Annotated in this window: 12 protein-coding genes and 1 tRNA gene; 7 read left to right on the plus strand and 6 right to left on the minus strand. The window is 73.4% G+C overall.

The genetic code is table 11. The features are described 5' to 3' along the window. Positions 1 to 185: 185 nt before the first annotated feature. Positions 186 to 851 carry a potassium channel family protein gene (locus I8D64_RS07730; RefSeq protein ID WP_152351722.1) on the plus strand — a complete coding sequence of 222 codons (666 nt, stop codon included), beginning with the start codon at positions 186 to 188 and terminating at the stop codon, positions 849 to 851. 81 nt (positions 852 to 932) lie between these two features. Here I8D64_RS07730 and proC read toward each other — a convergent pair whose 3' ends face one another. Beyond that, the gene (proC, locus tag I8D64_RS07735) at positions 933 to 1,805 is read right to left on the minus strand and encodes a pyrroline-5-carboxylate reductase (RefSeq protein ID WP_200501918.1); all 873 of its coding nucleotides are present in this window, start codon (positions 1,803 to 1,805) and stop codon (positions 933 to 935) included. A 101-nt stretch (positions 1,806 to 1,906) separates the two neighbouring features. Between proC and I8D64_RS07740 the strand changes: the two genes are divergently transcribed. Continuing rightward, complete coding sequence (locus I8D64_RS07740) at positions 1,907 to 2,431, plus strand: NUDIX hydrolase (RefSeq protein WP_200501919.1); 525 nt, start codon at positions 1,907 to 1,909, stop codon at positions 2,429 to 2,431. Positions 2,432 to 2,467: 36 nt separating this feature from the next. Here I8D64_RS07740 and I8D64_RS07745 read toward each other — a convergent pair whose 3' ends face one another. From I8D64_RS07745 to I8D64_RS07755, 3 genes are all read right to left on the minus strand, one after another. Continuing rightward, a complete protein-coding gene (locus tag I8D64_RS07745) occupies positions 2,468 to 2,728 on the minus strand; it encodes a hypothetical protein (RefSeq protein WP_200501920.1) in 261 nt (86 codons plus the stop codon). Next, positions 2,725 to 7,512 carry a hypothetical protein gene (locus tag I8D64_RS17585; protein ID WP_200501921.1) on the minus strand — a complete coding sequence of 1,596 codons (4,788 nt, stop codon included), beginning with the start codon at positions 7,510 to 7,512 and terminating at the stop codon, positions 2,725 to 2,727. The genes I8D64_RS07745 and I8D64_RS17585 overlap by 4 nt, the downstream gene beginning before the upstream one ends. A 184-nt stretch (positions 7,513 to 7,696) precedes the next feature. After that, positions 7,697 to 8,533 carry a DeoR/GlpR family DNA-binding transcription regulator gene (locus tag I8D64_RS07755; RefSeq protein ID WP_200501922.1) on the minus strand — a complete coding sequence of 279 codons (837 nt, stop codon included), beginning with the start codon at positions 8,531 to 8,533 and terminating at the stop codon, positions 7,697 to 7,699. Positions 8,534 to 8,695: 162 nt separating this feature from the next. Between I8D64_RS07755 and I8D64_RS07760 the strand changes: the two genes are divergently transcribed. Then, positions 8,696 to 8,872, plus strand: coding sequence for an Rv0909 family putative TA system antitoxin (locus tag I8D64_RS07760; protein ID WP_200501923.1), 177 nt, complete (start codon positions 8,696 to 8,698; stop codon positions 8,870 to 8,872). A 149-nt stretch (positions 8,873 to 9,021) separates the two neighbouring features. Here I8D64_RS07760 and I8D64_RS07765 read toward each other — a convergent pair whose 3' ends face one another. After that, positions 9,022 to 9,828 carry a nitrilase-related carbon-nitrogen hydrolase gene (locus I8D64_RS07765; protein ID WP_200501924.1) on the minus strand — a complete coding sequence of 269 codons (807 nt, stop codon included), beginning with the start codon at positions 9,826 to 9,828 and terminating at the stop codon, positions 9,022 to 9,024. A gap of 69 nt (positions 9,829 to 9,897) precedes the next feature. Here I8D64_RS07765 and I8D64_RS07770 point away from each other — a divergent pair. After that, a tRNA-Arg gene (locus I8D64_RS07770) sits at positions 9,898 to 9,973 on the plus strand. 111 nt (positions 9,974 to 10,084) lie between these two features. Beyond that, the gene (locus I8D64_RS07775) at positions 10,085 to 10,348 is read left to right on the plus strand and encodes a hypothetical protein (RefSeq protein ID WP_200501925.1); all 264 of its coding nucleotides are present in this window, start codon (positions 10,085 to 10,087) and stop codon (positions 10,346 to 10,348) included. Positions 10,349 to 10,413: 65 nt separating this feature from the next. Here the strand turns inward: I8D64_RS07775 and I8D64_RS07780 are convergent, their stop codons facing one another. Then, positions 10,414 to 11,250 carry a hypothetical protein gene (locus I8D64_RS07780; protein ID WP_200501926.1) on the minus strand — a complete coding sequence of 279 codons (837 nt, stop codon included), beginning with the start codon at positions 11,248 to 11,250 and terminating at the stop codon, positions 10,414 to 10,416. Between the two features lie 608 nt (positions 11,251 to 11,858). Here I8D64_RS07780 and I8D64_RS07785 point away from each other — a divergent pair. Together I8D64_RS07785 and I8D64_RS07790 are read left to right on the plus strand one after the other, a co-directional pair. After that, positions 11,859 to 12,281 carry a hypothetical protein gene (locus tag I8D64_RS07785; RefSeq protein WP_200501927.1) on the plus strand — a complete coding sequence of 141 codons (423 nt, stop codon included), beginning with the start codon at positions 11,859 to 11,861 and terminating at the stop codon, positions 12,279 to 12,281. A gap of 256 nt (positions 12,282 to 12,537) precedes the next feature. Next, positions 12,538 to 16,173 (plus strand): S41 family peptidase, encoded by a 3,636-nt coding sequence (locus tag I8D64_RS07790; protein ID WP_200501928.1) that lies wholly within the window; start codon positions 12,538 to 12,540, stop codon positions 16,171 to 16,173. The last annotated feature ends 28 nt before the right edge of the window (positions 16,174 to 16,201 follow it).

Raw genomic sequence — 16,201 nt, forward strand, 5'->3', positions numbered from 1 at the left:
CCGTGCTGTCGAGCCACCCCGCCAGGCACCCTCCGACCCGCCGCCCCGTCTCGTCGCGCCCGTCCCGCAACGCGTTGAGTGCTGCGAAGCGGTCGTTCTGAACGTCCATAACGACCACTGCGCAGCGCTCTAGACTGTTCGCGGCGCTCCGGCGCCGTCCCGCCGTCCGCATGTGAGGAGACATCGTGGCCCGTCCCCGTGGCAGCAGCGGAGCCCTGGTCGTGGGCCTGGGCCGCTTCGGAGCCTCCCTGGCCCTGACCCTCGAGGAGCTCGGCACGAACGTGCTCGCGATGGACACGCGCGAGGATCTCGTGCAGGAGTACTCGGGTCGCCTCACCCATGTGGTCGAGGCCGACGGCACGCAGATGGAGGCCCTCGCCCAGGTGGGCGCGGCCGACTTCTCCGTCGCGGTGGTGGGCGTGGGCACGTCCCTCGAGGCGAGCGTGCTGATCACCGCGAACCTCGTGGACCTGGGCAAGCCCGTGATCTGGGCGAAGGCCATCAGCGTGCCGCACGGCAAGATCCTCGAGCGCATCGGCGCCCATCACGTGGTCTTCCCGGAGAAGGATGCCGGTCAGCGCGTCGCGCACCTGGTCAACGGGCGCCTCATCGACTTCATCGAGTTCGACGACGGCTTCGCGATCGTGAAGATGCGCCCGCCGCAGGAGATCATGGGCTTCACCCTGCAGGAGTCCGATATCCGCGCGAAGTACGGCGTGACCGTGGTCGGCGTGAAGTCGCCCGGCCGCGACTTCACCTACGCCGGCCCGGACACCAAGGTCTCCCAGCACGATCTGCTGATCGTGTCCGGGCACACCGAGCTCATCGAGCGCTTCTCCAACCGCCCCTGAGGCGGACCGGCCGGCGAGAGGGCCGGCCGATCCGAGACGGGTCAGCCCGCCGACTCGGAGCAGGCGGGCCGCCCGGCCGGGTCACTCCCCCGACATGGCCCGGGACTTGCGCGCCGCGGCGTCCATGGCGCCGGCGAGCGCCGGGCGGATGCCGCCGCGCTCGAGCGCCGCGATGCCCTCCGCGGTGGTGCCGCCGGGGCTCATCACCGCGCTGCGCGCGACGGCCGGGTGCTGGCCGGTCTCCTGCAGAAGGGTCGCGGCGCCGCGCACGGTCTGGAGGATCACGCGCGTGGCCTCCGGGCGCGGGATCCCCTGGCGCACGGCCTCGTCGATCATCGCGTCGACGACGGTGAACACGAAGGCGCTCGCGCTGCCCGCGGCGCCGATCATCGCGTGGCCCTTCTCCTCGGGCAGGTCCACGACGATCCCCGCGGCCGAGAGCAGTGCGCGGGCCAGCTCGACCGAGGACTCGGTCGCGTCGTCGGACGCCATGAGGTGGGTGACGCCCTCCCCCACGGACATCGGGGTGTTGGGCATCGCGCGCACGATCTGCGTGTGCCCGCCGAGAACCTCGGTGAGCGCCGCGAGGCTGGTGCCGGCCGCGAGGCAGATGACCAGGGTGTCCTCGGCGAGCGCGGAGCGCACCTCGGGCATCACCGCGTCGAGCTGGTAGGGCTTCACGCCGAGCACGACGACGTCCGACCCGCTCAGGTCCGACAGCGATCCGGCGGTGGCGCCGAGCTCGTCGGCCGCGCGCCGGGAGGAGGCGTCCGAGGAGTTCACGACGCGCAGGTTCTGCGGCGCGACGCCCGCGGCGAGCATCGCCCGCACGAACGCTCCGCCCATGTTGCCGGCGCCCAGCACGCTCACCGTCACGGCGGAGAGATCGGGCGTCCCGTCGGATGCGGCGTGCGAGGTGGCAGGGGTGGTCTCGGGGCTCGTCTGATCCGTCATGCCTCCCACTCTAGGGGCCGGATCCGACATGCCCGATCGGTGACCATCCCCCGCCCCGCCCGTCCTGCCCGTCCTCGATCAGCGCCCGTACACTGCCCAGCATGCCCCTGCCCGTGCGACAGCTCTCCGCCGTGCTCGATGCCCTCCCGGGGCCCGTGCGCCGCAAGATCGTCTGGTGCGCCGTGCGCCTCAGCCAGCCGCGCTTCCTGGTCAGCGTGTGCGCGGTGCTGCGGACGGCCGACGGACGGGTGCTGCTGTTCGAGCACCGCTTCTGGGAGGACGGCCGCTGGGGCGTGCCCTCGGGGCACATGCTCCCCGGCGAGACGCCGCAGGCCGCCGCGGCACGGGAGCTGCGCGAGGAGTCGGGGCTGCGGTCCACGGATCTGCGCGTGATCGACGTGGTCGGCGGGCAGCGCCATCGCGTGGAGATCTGGCTGCGCGGGTCGATCGACATCGACGAGGCCCCGGGTCAGGACGTCCTGCAGGCGCGGGAGATCTGCCGCGCCGCCCTGCTCCCTCCCGAGCAGGCCGTGCGCGTGGCCCGGCCCGGTCAGGCGCGCGTGCTGCGCGCGATCCTCGCGCGCGAGGAGGACGGCGGCAGTCCTCGCCCGTGCACCCCGGGCTGAGACGCCGCCGAGGAGTCACGGCTCGGGAGCCCCGGTTCAGGCCCCGGTGCCCCAGTGCGGCGGCACGTCGCGGAGGATCTCGGCGTCGTGGCCGGAGCGCTCCTCCGCCTCGGGCGCGTCCTCTGAGGCGCGATCCGGGATCAGCGGTCGCTCGTCACCGCGGCGCGGGGCACGGGCGCCGTCGCTGCGGGCGTCGCCCGACCGTTCGTCGTCGTCCCACGGGATGGGCTTCCCGGTGAGGGAGGAGATCACGACGCGGCCCGACCTGCGGTCCGCGCCGTGCGCACCCTGGGTCACTGCCGCTCCTGGAAGCGGCGGATCGCGCTGCTGACGGAGACGTCCAGGAGCACGGAGCGCTGGGTGAAGCCGAGGAAGCTGCGGACCTCGGCGGCCAGGTGGTCCTCGAGGCGGGCGCGGCCGTCGGAGGCGATGTACTCGACGACCGAGTCGAAGTCCTCGCTCGCGTAGAACTCGAGCGGATGGCCTGCGGGGATCTGCGGCCGGGGCAGACGGTGGCGGGCGCCGCCGGCTCCCTCGAGCGCGGCCTGCTCGGCCTCCTCGCGGTAGAGCATGAGCGCGCGCTCGACGCCGCGGCGGATGCGCTCCGCCTCGCCGTCGGGGTCGATGAACAGCGCCCACGACCACACGCGCTCGGTCGCCCAGCCCGAGGCCTCGAGGCGCTCGGCCCGCAGCCGGTCGCGCTCGCGCTGGCTCGCGGTCGCGACGTACCTCTCGCCGTCGGTGTCGACCGCGAGCAGGTAGCGGCCGGGAAGATCCGGATGCCCGAGCGCGAGGTCGATCCGGTCCGAGGTCACCCCGAAGTCGGTGTCGACCACGAGACCGAGCCGCCAGAGACGATCCGCCAGGTCATTGACCAGGGCGTTGGTCTCGAGGACGTGGGCGACGGGCTCGTCCTGCGACGGCTCGTCCTGCCCGGACCCGTCCTGCGCAGTGTCTTCCTTCGTGGACTCGTCCCGCGCGGCATCCTGAGAAGCGGCGTCCCGGACGTCGGCGACATTCCCATCGGCCTTCTCGTCGGTGACGCCGGACTGGTCGCCGGAAGCGGCCGCGGCGGTGCTGTCCGCGACTGCGGATGCCACCGCCGCCTGCACCTCCGAGCCCTGCGCGGACTCCTCGTCAGATGCGCCATCGGTCTCCGACGGCGTCGCTGCTGCGGCATCGGCATCGGCATCGGCATCGTCGACGTCGGCGTCGGTCGCACCGTCGTCCGGGGCGACCGACTCGTCCTGGGCGTCGGCGGCGGCGAGCGCCGCCTCGATCTGGGCGTCGACGGAGCTCTCGGTCTCCTCCGCGGCCGACGCGGGCGAGCTCGCCGACGCGGCCGACGACGCGGAGGCCGCCGAGGTCGAGGCCGGGGTCTCGGCCGCCGGTGGCCCGGCGGCATCCGACGCCTCGAGGTCGGCGTCGGCGCCGCCGTGGAGCACGGTGAGCATGGCGCGCAGGTCACGGGCGCCTTCGGACTTCAGCCGCGAGGGGTCGAGGTCCTCGACGTCGAAGGCGGAGACGACCGTGCTGCGTCCGCGGGAGCGGGTGAGCACGGTGGCGAGCGCCTTGCGCCCGTCGGGCGCGGAGAGCGGACCGAAGCGGTGCAGCAGCCGCCCGTGCGGGGTCTTGCCGAAGCCGAGCGAGACGATCACCTCGTCGCGCACCACGCCGGAGGCGCGGGAGGCGGGCAGCACCGTGAAGTACTCGCGGCTGGCAGCGTCGAAGAACTCGCGCAGGCCGGGCACCACGGAGACGGTGTGCATGATGCGCTCCATGACCTTGCGAGCGTGCTCCGCGGTCAGGGTGAAGACCGCGAGCGAGAGCTCGGGCCGGTGGCGGGCGTGCTCGATGACCAGGTTGGTCACGCGGCGCAGCTCGGCCTCCGTGCTCTCGACGAGCTCGGTGCCGGTGGGCACGGCGCCGCGGCCGTTCTCGACGACGACGAGGCGGTCGGGGTCGGGGGCCGACGGGCTGGGCGTGGAGACGACCTCGCCCACGAGCGACCGGCGCTGGGCGAAGGCGCGCAGCACGGAGCCGGCGGGCCGCGGGTCGCGGTGGAGGGCGATGTGCGGGGCGACCTGCAGCATGTCGTCGAGCAGGACGGGCCCCTCGACCTCGGCGTGGTCGAGCACGTCGCCGAGCACGACGACCTGGTCGGCCCGGGCGATCGCGGGCAGCGCGGCCGCGGTCGGGAGGCGCCCGCCGTCGGCGACGATGACCATGTCGAAGTGGCGCCCGCGCGGGACCACCTGCGGCACCAGGTACGGGGAGGCGAGCCAGGTGGGGCGCGCGGCGAACAGGATGTCCTCGTACTTCGCGGCGAGGTCGCGCACGGAGACGGTCGATGAGCGGGCGAGCTCGGCGATCGCCGCGCGCGAGGTGTCGGGGAAGGACATCATCGTGGAGACGAGGCGGTCGTCGGAGGCGCCGCGCACCCGGTAGGAGGCGCGCTCCATGTGCTGGGCGTCCAGGCGCCGGAAGCGCTCGGCGACCTGCGACAGCCCCGTCCCGTCGTACTGGGAGATGGTGGGCTCGGCGCGGGCGATGAGCTCGAGGACGCTCTGCCACCAGGCGAGGTCGAGCTCGGCGGCGACATGCTTCTCGCGGACGCCGCGCGCACGCAGGTCCTCGACGAGGTCGCCCAAGCCGTCGGCCGCGAGCGAGCGCAGCAGGGTGGTGCGGCGCGGCAGCTCGGCGAGGTCGTCGCGGTCCGCGAACAGGGCGTCGGCCCGCTCGGCGAGATCGTCGACGTCCGTGCGGGCGAGCGCCCCGCCGGCGGGCGTGCCCTCCAGCAGCACGGCGAGCTCGTCGCACAGGGACTGCATGGACTCCGCGGTCTGCGCGCAGTTCTCGAGCTTCTCGGGGACCGACGGGGCGGAGCCGCTGCCGCCGTCGGCCGCCCTCCACTCCTCGCGCACGGAGCGCACGGTGCGCAGCGCCTCGTGGAGGTCGGGGGCGAGCGAGGCCGGGCGCTGGAGCGCGGCGGCCTCCTTGCGCAGTCGCCGACGGGTCGTGAAGGACATGACCACGCCGTGCTCGCGCCGCCAGTCCTTGGTGGCGGTCGCGGCGATGAGGTCGTCCAGCGGGGCCGCGAACACCGCCCCCTGGAACACGGAGAGAGCCCCGCGGACCTTCGAGAGCAGCTGCAGCCGGGCGATCAGCGCCTCGAGGGTGCGTGCGGGGGCGAGACCGATCTCGCCGCCGGTGCGCTCGATCGCGCGCCGCAGCTGCGGGAGCTGCTTCTCGCGCAGGCGCTCGACGAGGGCGAGGGCGCGCTCCGCCTGCGTGTCGGTGGTGATGGGGGCGCCGTACCAGGCGGTGTCCTCGGGGCCGATGGACAGCACGCCCAGGCGGGCGGCCTCGCGCAGCGACTCCGCCCCGCGCTCCCGGTCCTCGCCGACCATGGTCGCGGCGACATCGGCACCCAGTCGCACCTCCGTGCGGGGCGCGGGACGCATGCGAGTGAGCGCGGCGAGCGCCGAGAGGGCATCGTGCGCGGAGGCATTCCAGGGCTGCTGGACGCGGTGCATGGCCTCGACGTGCCCGGTGAGGATACTGCGGGCCTCGGCGAGCTCCTCGGGCTCGGCCGTGGAGACCGGGGAGGAGAAGGAGCCGGCGCGCCGCAGGCTCTGCAGCAGCGCGGCCGAGGCGTTGCGCTGGAGGGACGGGTCCGGCGAGAGGTCGAACACGAGGTCCTCGAGGCCGCGCTCGCGGGCGAGGGCGGCGATGTGCGCGAGGTTCGCCCGGCGCTGGGAGACCACGAGCACGCTGCGGCCGCGCGCATTCGCCTCCGCGGCGAGGTCGACGACGAGGTCGATGGGGTCGGTGCCGGGAGGTGTGCTCACCGCGAGGTGGCCGCCGGCCAGAACCTGCGCGAGGACGCGCATGCGGTCCGGGGGCAGGGAGGTGACCATCTCGGACTCGGCGGGGGCGGAGGGCTCGTGGGCGCTCTCCCCCTCGGTGCCGCGCATCCCGCCGGGGGCCGGACGATCGGCGGACGGCGAACCCGGGGCCGCAGACCCGTCGGCCGAGGGGGCGAGGGCGGTGCGGGCCTCGGGGTCGCCGGCGAGGGCGGCGACGAGGTCGCTGTCGGCCCAGTCGGCGGCATCGGTGCGCAGATCGTCGACGAGCTGGCCGGCGGCATCCATGAGGTTGCCGACCACGAGCGCCTGGGCGACGCGGAAGCCGGGCAGAGGCTGGCCGAGCGACTTGAAGGCGTCGATCACCGGCGTCGGATCGAAGCCGTAGGGGCCCTCCGTGGTCGCAAGCAGGGCGCGCGCGTCCACGGCAATGCCTGCCTCGCGCAGGGCGCGCAGCAGGATGGGGTTCACGTCCACGGTCGCGTCGAGATCCAGATCGACGTCCTCGCGCGCGCTGCCGCGCAGGCGCAGGGTGATGGGCCGCACCAGCACCGGGGCGTGGTAGGGCTCTCCGCCCTCCTCGGGGATCCAGGTCGCCTCGCCGATGCCGAGGTGGCAGGTGGACAGCCCGACCTCCTCGGCCTGGCGCTCGGCGATCTCGCGGATCGCCCGCGCCTCGGCGCGGGCGTCCGCGAGCGCACCGACCTCGCGGACCAGGGACGACAGGCGTGTGGGGCCGCGGCCGGCGAGGAGCTGGGCGAGTCCCGAGGGGTGGGAGTGGGTCAGGTCCAGCACGTGCTCGCCCGCGCGCATGCGGGTGAGGAAGGAGGGCTCGGCGCGGGTGCCGGCAATCTGCAGGATCCAGCGGTCCAGGGCGCTGCCGACGCGGTCGGCACGGCTCAGCGGGCGGTCGTCCACGCGGCGGCGAGGCAGGGCGTCCTCGTCCTGGAGAGGGGCGATGTCGGCGCCCGCGGGGTCGAGGCGGTGGTCGACGGAATAGGCGAAGCCCTCGGCGCCGTCGGAGGCGTTCGCGCTCGCGGCGCTGGCGGCGCTCGCACCGCTCGCCGCGGAGCGGCCGCGCCTGTTCGCGGCCCCGGTGCGGGCGGTCGAGGCGGCGGGACCGGCGTCCTCGCCGGACGAGGTCGCCTCGTCCGGGGCGCCCGGTGCGCTCCCCTGCTCCTCGGTGCGCTTCTTCCCACGCAGCAGTCTCCACATGGAACCCCACGCTACCGGCCGGACACGACGGCGACGCGGAGGCGTGCCGTGCGCGGCGGCGCAGGTCGCGCCGGGCGCATCACACACCGCTCGAGCGGGCCTCCGTCGGCCCCTGACGGCCCGGTCACACACCGACGTCCTGCCGCGCCCTCCGACGGACCTCGGGCGGGCGTCGGACGAACCTTCAGGCCTCGTGCAGGCGCACCTCATGCTCGGCGAGGTGCTCGCGCAGCTCCCCCGGGACCTCGCCGGCGATCACGAGGTCGGTGAGCGCGGCGACCGGGCAGATGCCCGCGAGCGCGCGTAGACCGAACTTGTCGGCCGTGGCGAGGCCGACGACGCGCCGCGAATGCCCGATCATCGTGCGGGTCACCCCCGCTTCGGCGTCGGAGTTGCAGGTGAGCCCGGCATCGATGTCGAGGCCGATCATGCCCACGAACATGGTGTCCAGCCACAGGTCGCGCATGGTGGCGGTCGCGAGCGGCCCGGTGAGCTCGAAGGAGTACGGCTCGGCGACGCCGCCGAGCACGACGGTGCGCACGGCGGGGCGCAGCACGGCCTCGGTCGCGATGTTCAGGGCCGCGCAGACGACGGTGAGCCCGGGCGTGCCGTCCTTCGCGTCGAGATCGGGACGGGAGACGGCCCGACGGGCCGTGCTCGTGGTCGAGCGCCCGCCGTTGAACCCGACGATCTGCCCCGGGCGGATCATCTCCGCGGCGACGGCCGCCACGCGCTCCCGGTCGGCGGAGGCGCCGTCCTTCTCCCGCGGGGTGGTCGCGAGCGAGTAGGCGACGTCGATCGCGACGATGCCGCCGTGGGTGCGGCGTGCGAGCTGGGCGCGCTCCATCTCGACGAAGTCGCGGCGGACCGTGGACTCGCTGATCCCCAGCTCGCGAGCCACTTCGGTCACGCTCAGGCTGCGGTGGGTCGCGAGCATCGCGAGCACACGGTCCCAGCGGCCGCTCTTGTCCTTGGGCGGGGTCGCAGCGGCGGTAGCCGCACCCGGTTCGGTCGTTTCCATGCACCAATCATGCCTGTGAATGGCAGGAATGCGCGCCTAATGCTCACAGCTCGTCACCTGGTCGCCATGTTTCGACGATGGTTGGCACGTCTGCCGGGAAGGCTCCTAGCGTAGGGCTTGTCGCTCCGACCGGAGCGCGACGCCGAACGAGAGGAGTTCCCCATGGGTCTCAACGACGCTTTCGACAAGGCCAAGGACGCCGCATCCGACAACAAGGACAAGATCGGCGAGGGCATCGACGCTGCCTCGGAGAAGGCGCAGGATGCCGCTCCCGATCAGTTCGACGGCGCCATCGGCGATGGGGCCGACAAGGCGAAGGACGGCCTCGGCAATCTCTGATCCGAGTTCTTCCCACGGCCGATGAGCCGTCGACGCGGCGCCGGACCCTCGGGTCCGGCGCCGTTCGCATGTGCGGGGAGGGACGCCGTGACGAGGAGGCGCCTATGTGAGAGGCGCCGATGCGAGCCGATGCACGAGGCGTCGACGCCTCAGGAGGCCCGCAGCTCCGGTCGATCGGTGAGCACGGGCAACGTGGACCGCGCCTCGGCCACGGCCTCGGCGTCGACCTCGACGAGGAGCAGCTCCTCGGCCTCCCCCGCCGCCGCGATCACCGCGCCGAGCGGTGAGATGGCGGCGCTGCCGCCGACCCCACGCGCCGCCTTCCCGCTCCAGCCGGGACCGGGCACCTGGTCCGCGGCCAACAGCAGACTCGTCGAGTCCAGCGCCCGGGCACGCTGCAGCAGCCGGAGCTGATCGGCCTTCCCCTCCCCCGCTCCCCATGCCATGGGGACCACGACCACCTGCGCGCCCGCCCCCGCGAGCGCCACGAACTGCTCGGGGAAGCGGATGTCGTAGCAGGTCGCGAGGCCCACACACACCCCGTCGACGTCGACCGAGACGAGCGTGTCGCCAGGTGCGATGGTCTCGGACTCGCGGGCGCCGAAGGCGTCGTAGAGGTGGATCTTGCGGTAGTCCGCGCGCAGGTCGCGGCCGCGGACGATCACCGTGTTGTGCACTCGGCCGTCGGCGGCGAGCGTGAAGGATCCGGCGACGGCCACCAGGTCATGCCTCTGCGCGGTCGCGGTGATCGCCTCGTCGAAGGCGTCGGCGTGATCGCGCGCGGCGGCCGCGAGATCCGTGCCGAAGGGGGCGAGCGCGGCCTCGGGCAGCACCACGAGCCGTGCATCCCGCGCTGCCGACTCGTCGAGGGCGCGCACGGCGCGCTCGGTCGCGCGCGACGGATCCTCGTCGACGGCGTACTGGGCGAGGGCGACGGTCAGCGTGGAGGTGCTCACGCTTCGATCCTGCCATGCGCCCGGGCGGAGGTCCCGGACCCTCCGTACCGTAGGATGGTCGGCGGTTCCGCCCCCGTAGCTCAGGGGATAGAGCACCGCTCTCCTAAAGCGGGTGTCGCGCGTTCGAATCGCGCCGGGGGCACCAGAGAAACAGCAGGTCATTGAGTGATCACGAGGCAGTGGATTCTCGCAGCCGCGCGAAGAAGCGGAATGGCCGCGCCGAGGACCGACCAGGCAACTTGCTGCGGTGATGGATATGAGCAGGGACGGCCTGCGCCTGCTGTGGCTGAAGGTGGTCGCGCGGCCAGCCGTGCTGGTCGTGCTCCTGTGGCTGTGGTGGCCCGGCGAACGACTCCTCCACTCGTGGATGAGTCAGCTCTCTCTCGTGTTCGTGGTCGTCGCCTCGACCTTCTGGTTGCGACTCTTCATCGCCGACCTCCGAGCGCTCGCCGGCGGGTACAGGCAACGGGACGGCACCCTCGGCCCGCGCGGCGCGGAACCACCTCCGGCAGATGACTGAGATCTCCATCCGGTCGGAGAGCCAAGCCGCCCGCCCACCGCATCACGGAGACTCCAGGCATCTCATCACCGCCGCGCAGGCCTGCGCACCACGGCGAGCAGCACCGCACCCACCACGATGATCCCCGCGCCGACGCCGGTCATCACGGTCGCGCGGGGGGCGATGTCGGCGCTGAAGCGGGCCTCGAAGCCCTGCACGATCGGCCCCAGGAAACCCGCGCCGTCGATCGACGCAGGGACAAGGGCTCCGATACCCGCGGCGAGCAGCAGACCGGTCGCGCCCGCCACGAGGGTCGAGATCCCGGCGCCCAGCAGAGCAGCCCGCCTGCGATCGGCGACGATCAGTGCGAGCACCATGAGCACGATCATCACCGGCAGTGCCCAGGACGCGTACGGCAGCACCTGTGCGGCCGCGCGGAGGGCGGGCAGGTCGGGGATCGTGGTGAGGGTGGCCGTGGGATGGTCCGGCCGCGGCAGGGTGATCCCGAAGGGCAGCTTCTCCTCGATCGGGTCCATGAGCGAGTCGACGGCGGGCGAGAGGTCGACCTCGATGGCGCTGTCGCCCGACGCGAAGAGCCCGTCGTGCACCGAGCCCATCGAGTCGTCCCACATCTCCCGGTAGGCCGACGTGGTCGTGAAGGAGGATGCCTGCTCCTTGGCGTAGGGCGCGACCGCGCCGCGTACCGAGGAGGGGATCACGTCGCTCGAGAGAAGCTCGTCGACGGCGGCATCGGTGAGCGCGTGCTGTGTCGAGGCGTCCTCCCCCATCGGCTCGGCGACCTCGAGGAAGCCATCGCGGTCGACCACGTGCTCCTGCAGCCAGGTGCCCGGCAGCCAGCTCGCACCGACCACGGCGGCGAGGACGAGCAGCAGGACGCTCGCCGTCTGTCGCAGTGCGCTCATCTCATGGCCTCCTCTGGGGAACGTTCGGACGTCCGGTCAGACATCGCGCAAGGGTCGCACGTCGACCTGGATCCGCGCCCGGTACGCATGAGTTCTCGCCGGACGCACGTCGGGCCCCCCCCCCCGGGGGGGGGGCGCCCGGGGGGGGGGGGGGGGGGGCGGGGGGGGCGGGGGGGGGGGGGGGGGCCCGCCCCGGGCCCCGGGGGTGGGCTGTGCGGCCTGCATCGCCTACGGCCCTACGCTTGGGGGGGGGGGGGGCTCGGGCCGCCCCGCGCCCGTCGTAGGCCCGCTCCTCGTTGTCGTAGCCGAGGACCTCCGGCTCGCCCGTGCGGGTATCCAGCCCGTGGTCCACGGGGTACTCGCGCACCACGAGCCGATCGCGCACCACCAGCGCGATCAGCAGGCCGACCACGGCGATCGTCACCTTCGCGTTTGCCGCCCAGTGCACGTTGTAGGCCATGAGAATGCTGACCGCGATGATCAACGCGGTTACGCTTCCGGACGCTCGTCGCAGATCTGCACCCATGCCCTCCACCGTAGCGACCCGACGCTCCGCCGCGTCGCGGAACCGGACCACCCATGCGGCTCCGCCTCCGTACCCTCGAGGCATGTTCGTCCGCTTCCAGAGCGCCGTACCCAATCGGCGGGGCACCTTTCCCGGCATCTTCGCGATGGCCAATGGCCTGCGCGACGCCGGCGTGCTGTCCCCGGAGGACGATCGTTGGGTGCGCAGGATGAACGCACACGGCGAACGCGCGTACACCGACCCGAGCACCGTGGTCGCCGACTGCTACGACCGCGAGCGCAATCCAGGCGCTCGCTCCTGGTTCCGCGAGAGCGCCGACGAGCTCCTCGCGATCGCCCGCGCATACACCCAGCTGCTCGATCGCTCCCACGTCCCCTGGTCTGAGCTGCGCACCAGCACCCCGGGCCGCATCGTCTACGCGGACTCCGTGCAGGTCGTCGCCGTGCCGTTCACGCACGCACAGGATTGGCCGCTCCCCGTCAGCACCCGGCCTCGAAGCGGCTGAACGCCGCGCCGGCGTTCCTGGATCACCGAGCACTTCGCTTTCGCCCGCCTCGTCCGACGCCCCTGGATCGGTCACGCACCGGCGTATAGCGGACCTCTCTGCCTATATAGGCAGAGAGGTCCGCTATACGCCGCTCGACGACAATTGCCCGCGCCAGCGCCAGCGCCAGCACCGACACCCCCACCGACGCCGCCGCCACCCACCCCGCCCGAAAAACCCCTCCCCACCCCGCGCATCCCGGCCTACTGTGGACGACATGCCATCGACGCCCGCTGACGTGCTCACCGATCCCTCCTCAACGAGCCCCGCCGCCCCCGGCAGCGCGTACCTGCGCTACCCCGATGTCCGCGGCGACCTCGTCGTCTTCACCGCGGCCGATGCCGTCTGGGCCGCGCCCCTCTCGGGCGGCCACGCATGGCGGCTGAGCGAGGACTCCGCGCCCGTCGCCTACCCGCGGATCTCGCCGGACGGCACGCAGGTCGCCTTCACCTCGCGCGCGACAGGGAGCCCCGAGGTCCACCTGGTGCCGAGCGACGGCACGGGCGCCGCGCGTCGCCTCACCTGGTGGGCGAACCGGCACACCCGCGTCGCGGGCTGGCTGCCGGACGGCCGCATCATCGTCACCACCGGCCACGGCGCCACGCTCTCCTCACGCGACGCGCAGCTGTGGGCGCTGGACGCCGAGGGCCGTGCGGAGCTGCTCCCCTTCGGGCGCGCGAGCGAGGTCGCGGTGCACGAGGCCACGGGCACCACCGTGGTCGCGACCATGTGGCGCAAGGAGCCGTCGACCTGGAAGCACTACCAGGGCGGGACCGCCGCGCGGCTCTGGATCAGCCGCGAGGACCTTTCGATCGACGCCCCGCACGAAGCCCACGCCGCCCGCTCCTGGGAGCCGCTGCGCGACGACCTGCTGGCGAACAAGACGCGTCTGGCGTTCGTCGGCGACCGGCTGCTGTTCGCCTCGGACACCCCGGGCGAGGGCGCGGCGATCACCGACCGGGCCACCGGCAACCTGTGGTCGGTCGCCCTGGACGGCTCCGACCTGCGCGCGCACACGCACCTCACCAGCGAGGACGGGTATCTGCGCGATCCGGCGTCCGACGGCGCCACGATCGTCTTCTCCTCCCGCGGGCGCCTGTTCGCGATGGACGGGCCCGACGATGCGCCGCGCGAGATCCCCGTGATCGTCGCGGGCGTGGGGTCCGCCCGCCGCATGCGCGCGGCCGATCCGCACAAGAACCTGCTTGCCATGCGCCCCACCTTCGACGCCCGCGCGAGCGTGGTCGAGTGGCGCGGCTCCGCGCACGTCCTCACCCATCGCGGCGGGCCCTCGCGCCTGCTCGCGGGCTCGTGCGGACTGCGCTTCCGGGAGGCGGCGCCCCTGGGCCGCTCCCCGTTCGCCGTGATCGTCACCGATGAGCTCGCCCAGGGCGACCGCACCGACCCCGACGCCTTCGCGGGCCGCACGGGCTCCGACGCCCTCGCCCTGCGCCGCCTCGACGCCGAGGGCGAGCAGATCACGCTCGACCTCGGCCCCGTCGGCCGCATCCTCCACGCCGTCCCCTCGCCGGACGGCACCCGGATCGCGATCGCCACCCATGACTACGTGGTGCGGGTGGTGACCCTGCGCGGCATCCTCGACCCCGCCGCCACCAGTGGGAAGGACGCGAGCACCGCCGAGGACCACCCCGACGTCCCGCGTCTGGACTCGGTGCGCGAGGTGGGGACGTCGCATCACGGCGAGATCAGCGACCTCGCCTGGTCGCCGGACTCGCGGTTCCTCACCTGGTCGCAGCCGCGCAGCGAGTTCGTCTCCCAGCTCATGGTCTCCGAGGTCGCGGACCCGGAACCGACGGGCCGCGCGCTGACCAGCGGACGGTTCCTCGAGTCCTCGCCGACCTTCACGGCCGACGGCAAGCACCTCGCCTTCGTCTCCGCCCGCACCTTCGAGACCCAGTACGACGACATCGTCTTCGACCTCGGCTTCGTCGACTCCCAGCGCCCGTTCCTGCTGCCGCTCGAGCGGACCACGCGCGACCCCTTCGGACCCGACGCCGACGGCTGGGTCCCCGGCGGCGAGGAGAAGTCGGGTGAGAAGGCCGGCGGAACCGCGGGCGATGCGCACGGGCCCGATGGCCCGGGGTCCGACGGCGGCACGACCAGCCCATCGGCCGATCCCGCCTCCGGGAGCGCACGCACCAACACCCATCGCGGCGCCCCCTCGCCGGCGGACCTGTCCGCGCCGGCGACCGCGTCGAGCGCCGCGGGCGCGCAGGACGCCGAGCGCCCGCCGCAGACCACGATCGACCTCGAAGCTGCGGAGGAGCGGGTCGTCCCGTTCCCCGTCCCCTCCGGGCACTTCACGGACCTGCAGGCCGTCGCGGGCGGCGTGATCTGGCTGCGCCATCCGGCCGAGGGCGTGCTGGGCACGAGCCGTGCGGGCCTCGAGGACGAGGCGCCGAAGCCGACGCTGGAGCTCTGGGCCTTCGCCGACCACAAGGTCACCGTGCTCGCCGAGGGCGTGGACCAGGTGTGGGTCTCGGGCGACGGGAAGCAGCTGGTCACGCGGCAGGGCGAGGCGTTCGTGCAGATCCCCGCGGACCGCAAGGTCGAGGACGAGGACCCCGCCCGTATCACGATCGACCTGGGGCGCCTGACGCTGCGCGTGGACCCGGTGCTCGAGCGCCGCGGCATGCTCTGGGACAACTACCGGATCATGGCGCAGCAGTACTGGCGTGCGGACATGGACGGGCAGGACTGGCACGCGATGGTCTCGTGGTACGACGAGGTCGTGGATCGCCTGGTCACCGCCGACGACTTCGCGGACATGATGTGGGAGGTCGTCGCCGAGCTCGGCACGAGCCACGCCTACGTGATGCCGGTGCCCGGCGATCGCGAGACCGAGGGCGCACCGGGTCTGCTCGGCGCGGACTTCCGGATCGAGGGCGGGTCGGCCGACGGCTCCGGCGCGCGGCTCGTCATCGCGCGGATCCTGCGCGGGGACTCCTCGGACCCCGACGCGCGCTCCCCGCTGCTCGCCCCCGGCGTCGCGGCCCGGGAGGGCGATGCGATCGTGCAGATCGGCGGGCGCGCGGTCAAGGCCGGCGCGGGCGTTGGCCCCCTGCTCGTGGGCTGCGCGGAGAAGCCCACCGAGATCGTCCTCGATCGCGACGGCGAGCGCCGCCGCGTGGTCGTCACTCCGCTCGCCGACGAGTCGCAGCTGCGCTACCAGGACTGGGTGGCCACGCGACGTGCCTTCGTCGCCGAGCACTCCGACGGCCGCCTGGGCTACCTGCACATCCCCGACATGGTCTCGAGCGGCTGGGCCCAGATGCACCGCGACCTGCGGGAGGCCTCCGCGAAGGAGGGGCTGGTCGTGGACGTGCGCTACAACAACGGCGGCCACACCTCGCAGCTGGTCACCGACCGTCTGGCCCGCAGGGTCGTCTCCTGGGACTACCCCCGCGGTGAGCAGCCCTCGACCTACCCGGCGTTCGCACCGCGCGGACCGGTCGTGTTCGTGACGAACCAGGAGGCCGGGTCCGACGGCGACATCGTGGGCGCGGTCGCGAAGTCCATGAAGATCGGCCCGCTCATCGGCACCCGCACCTGGGGCGGCGTGATCGGCATCGATGGCCGCTTCGACCTGGTCGACGGCACGGGCGTCACCGAGCCGAAGTACGCGAGCTGGTTCGCGGGCGTGGACTGGACCATCGAGAACTACGGCGTGGACCCCGACATCGAGGTGCCCTTCCCGCCCAACGAGTGGCTCGCAGGGAAGGACCCGCAGCTCAGCCGCGGCATCGAGGAGGCCCTGGCCTCGCTCGAGCAGACGCCCGCGGCCGCGGCTCCGCCGCTGCCGCCGGCGCGGTTCGGGGGCAGCGAGGGCTGAGGCGGCCGGGGGGGCCAGGCGGCCAAGA

It is taken from the genome of Brachybacterium halotolerans, from assembly GCF_016623465.1.
Taxonomy (GTDB): Bacteria; Actinomycetota; Actinomycetes; order Actinomycetales; family Dermabacteraceae; genus Brachybacterium; species Brachybacterium halotolerans.

What these genes read in the sequence shown, in the direction of transcription:
- I8D64_RS07775 (WP_200501925.1), top strand. Translation starts at nt 10,085, where the DNA reads ATGAGCAGGGACGGCCTGCGCCTGCTGTGGCTGAAGGTGGTCGCGCGG.
- I8D64_RS07790 (WP_200501928.1), top strand. Translation starts at nt 12,538, where the DNA reads ATGCCATCGACGCCCGCTGACGTGCTCACCGATCCCTCCTCAACGAGC.
- I8D64_RS07740 (WP_200501919.1), top strand. Translation starts at nt 1,907, where the DNA reads ATGCCCCTGCCCGTGCGACAGCTCTCCGCCGTGCTCGATGCCCTCCCG.
- I8D64_RS07780 (WP_200501926.1), bottom strand. Translation starts at nt 11,250, where the DNA reads ATGAGCGCACTGCGACAGACGGCGAGCGTCCTGCTGCTCGTCCTCGCC.
- proC (WP_200501918.1), bottom strand. Translation starts at nt 1,805, where the DNA reads ATGACGGATCAGACGAGCCCCGAGACCACCCCTGCCACCTCGCACGCC.
- I8D64_RS07785 (WP_200501927.1), top strand. Translation starts at nt 11,859, where the DNA reads ATGTTCGTCCGCTTCCAGAGCGCCGTACCCAATCGGCGGGGCACCTTT.
- I8D64_RS07760 (WP_200501923.1), top strand. Translation starts at nt 8,696, where the DNA reads ATGGGTCTCAACGACGCTTTCGACAAGGCCAAGGACGCCGCATCCGAC.
- I8D64_RS17585 (WP_200501921.1), bottom strand. Translation starts at nt 7,512, where the DNA reads ATGTGGAGACTGCTGCGTGGGAAGAAGCGCACCGAGGAGCAGGGGAGC.
- I8D64_RS07755 (WP_200501922.1), bottom strand. Translation starts at nt 8,533, where the DNA reads ATGGAAACGACCGAACCGGGTGCGGCTACCGCCGCTGCGACCCCGCCC.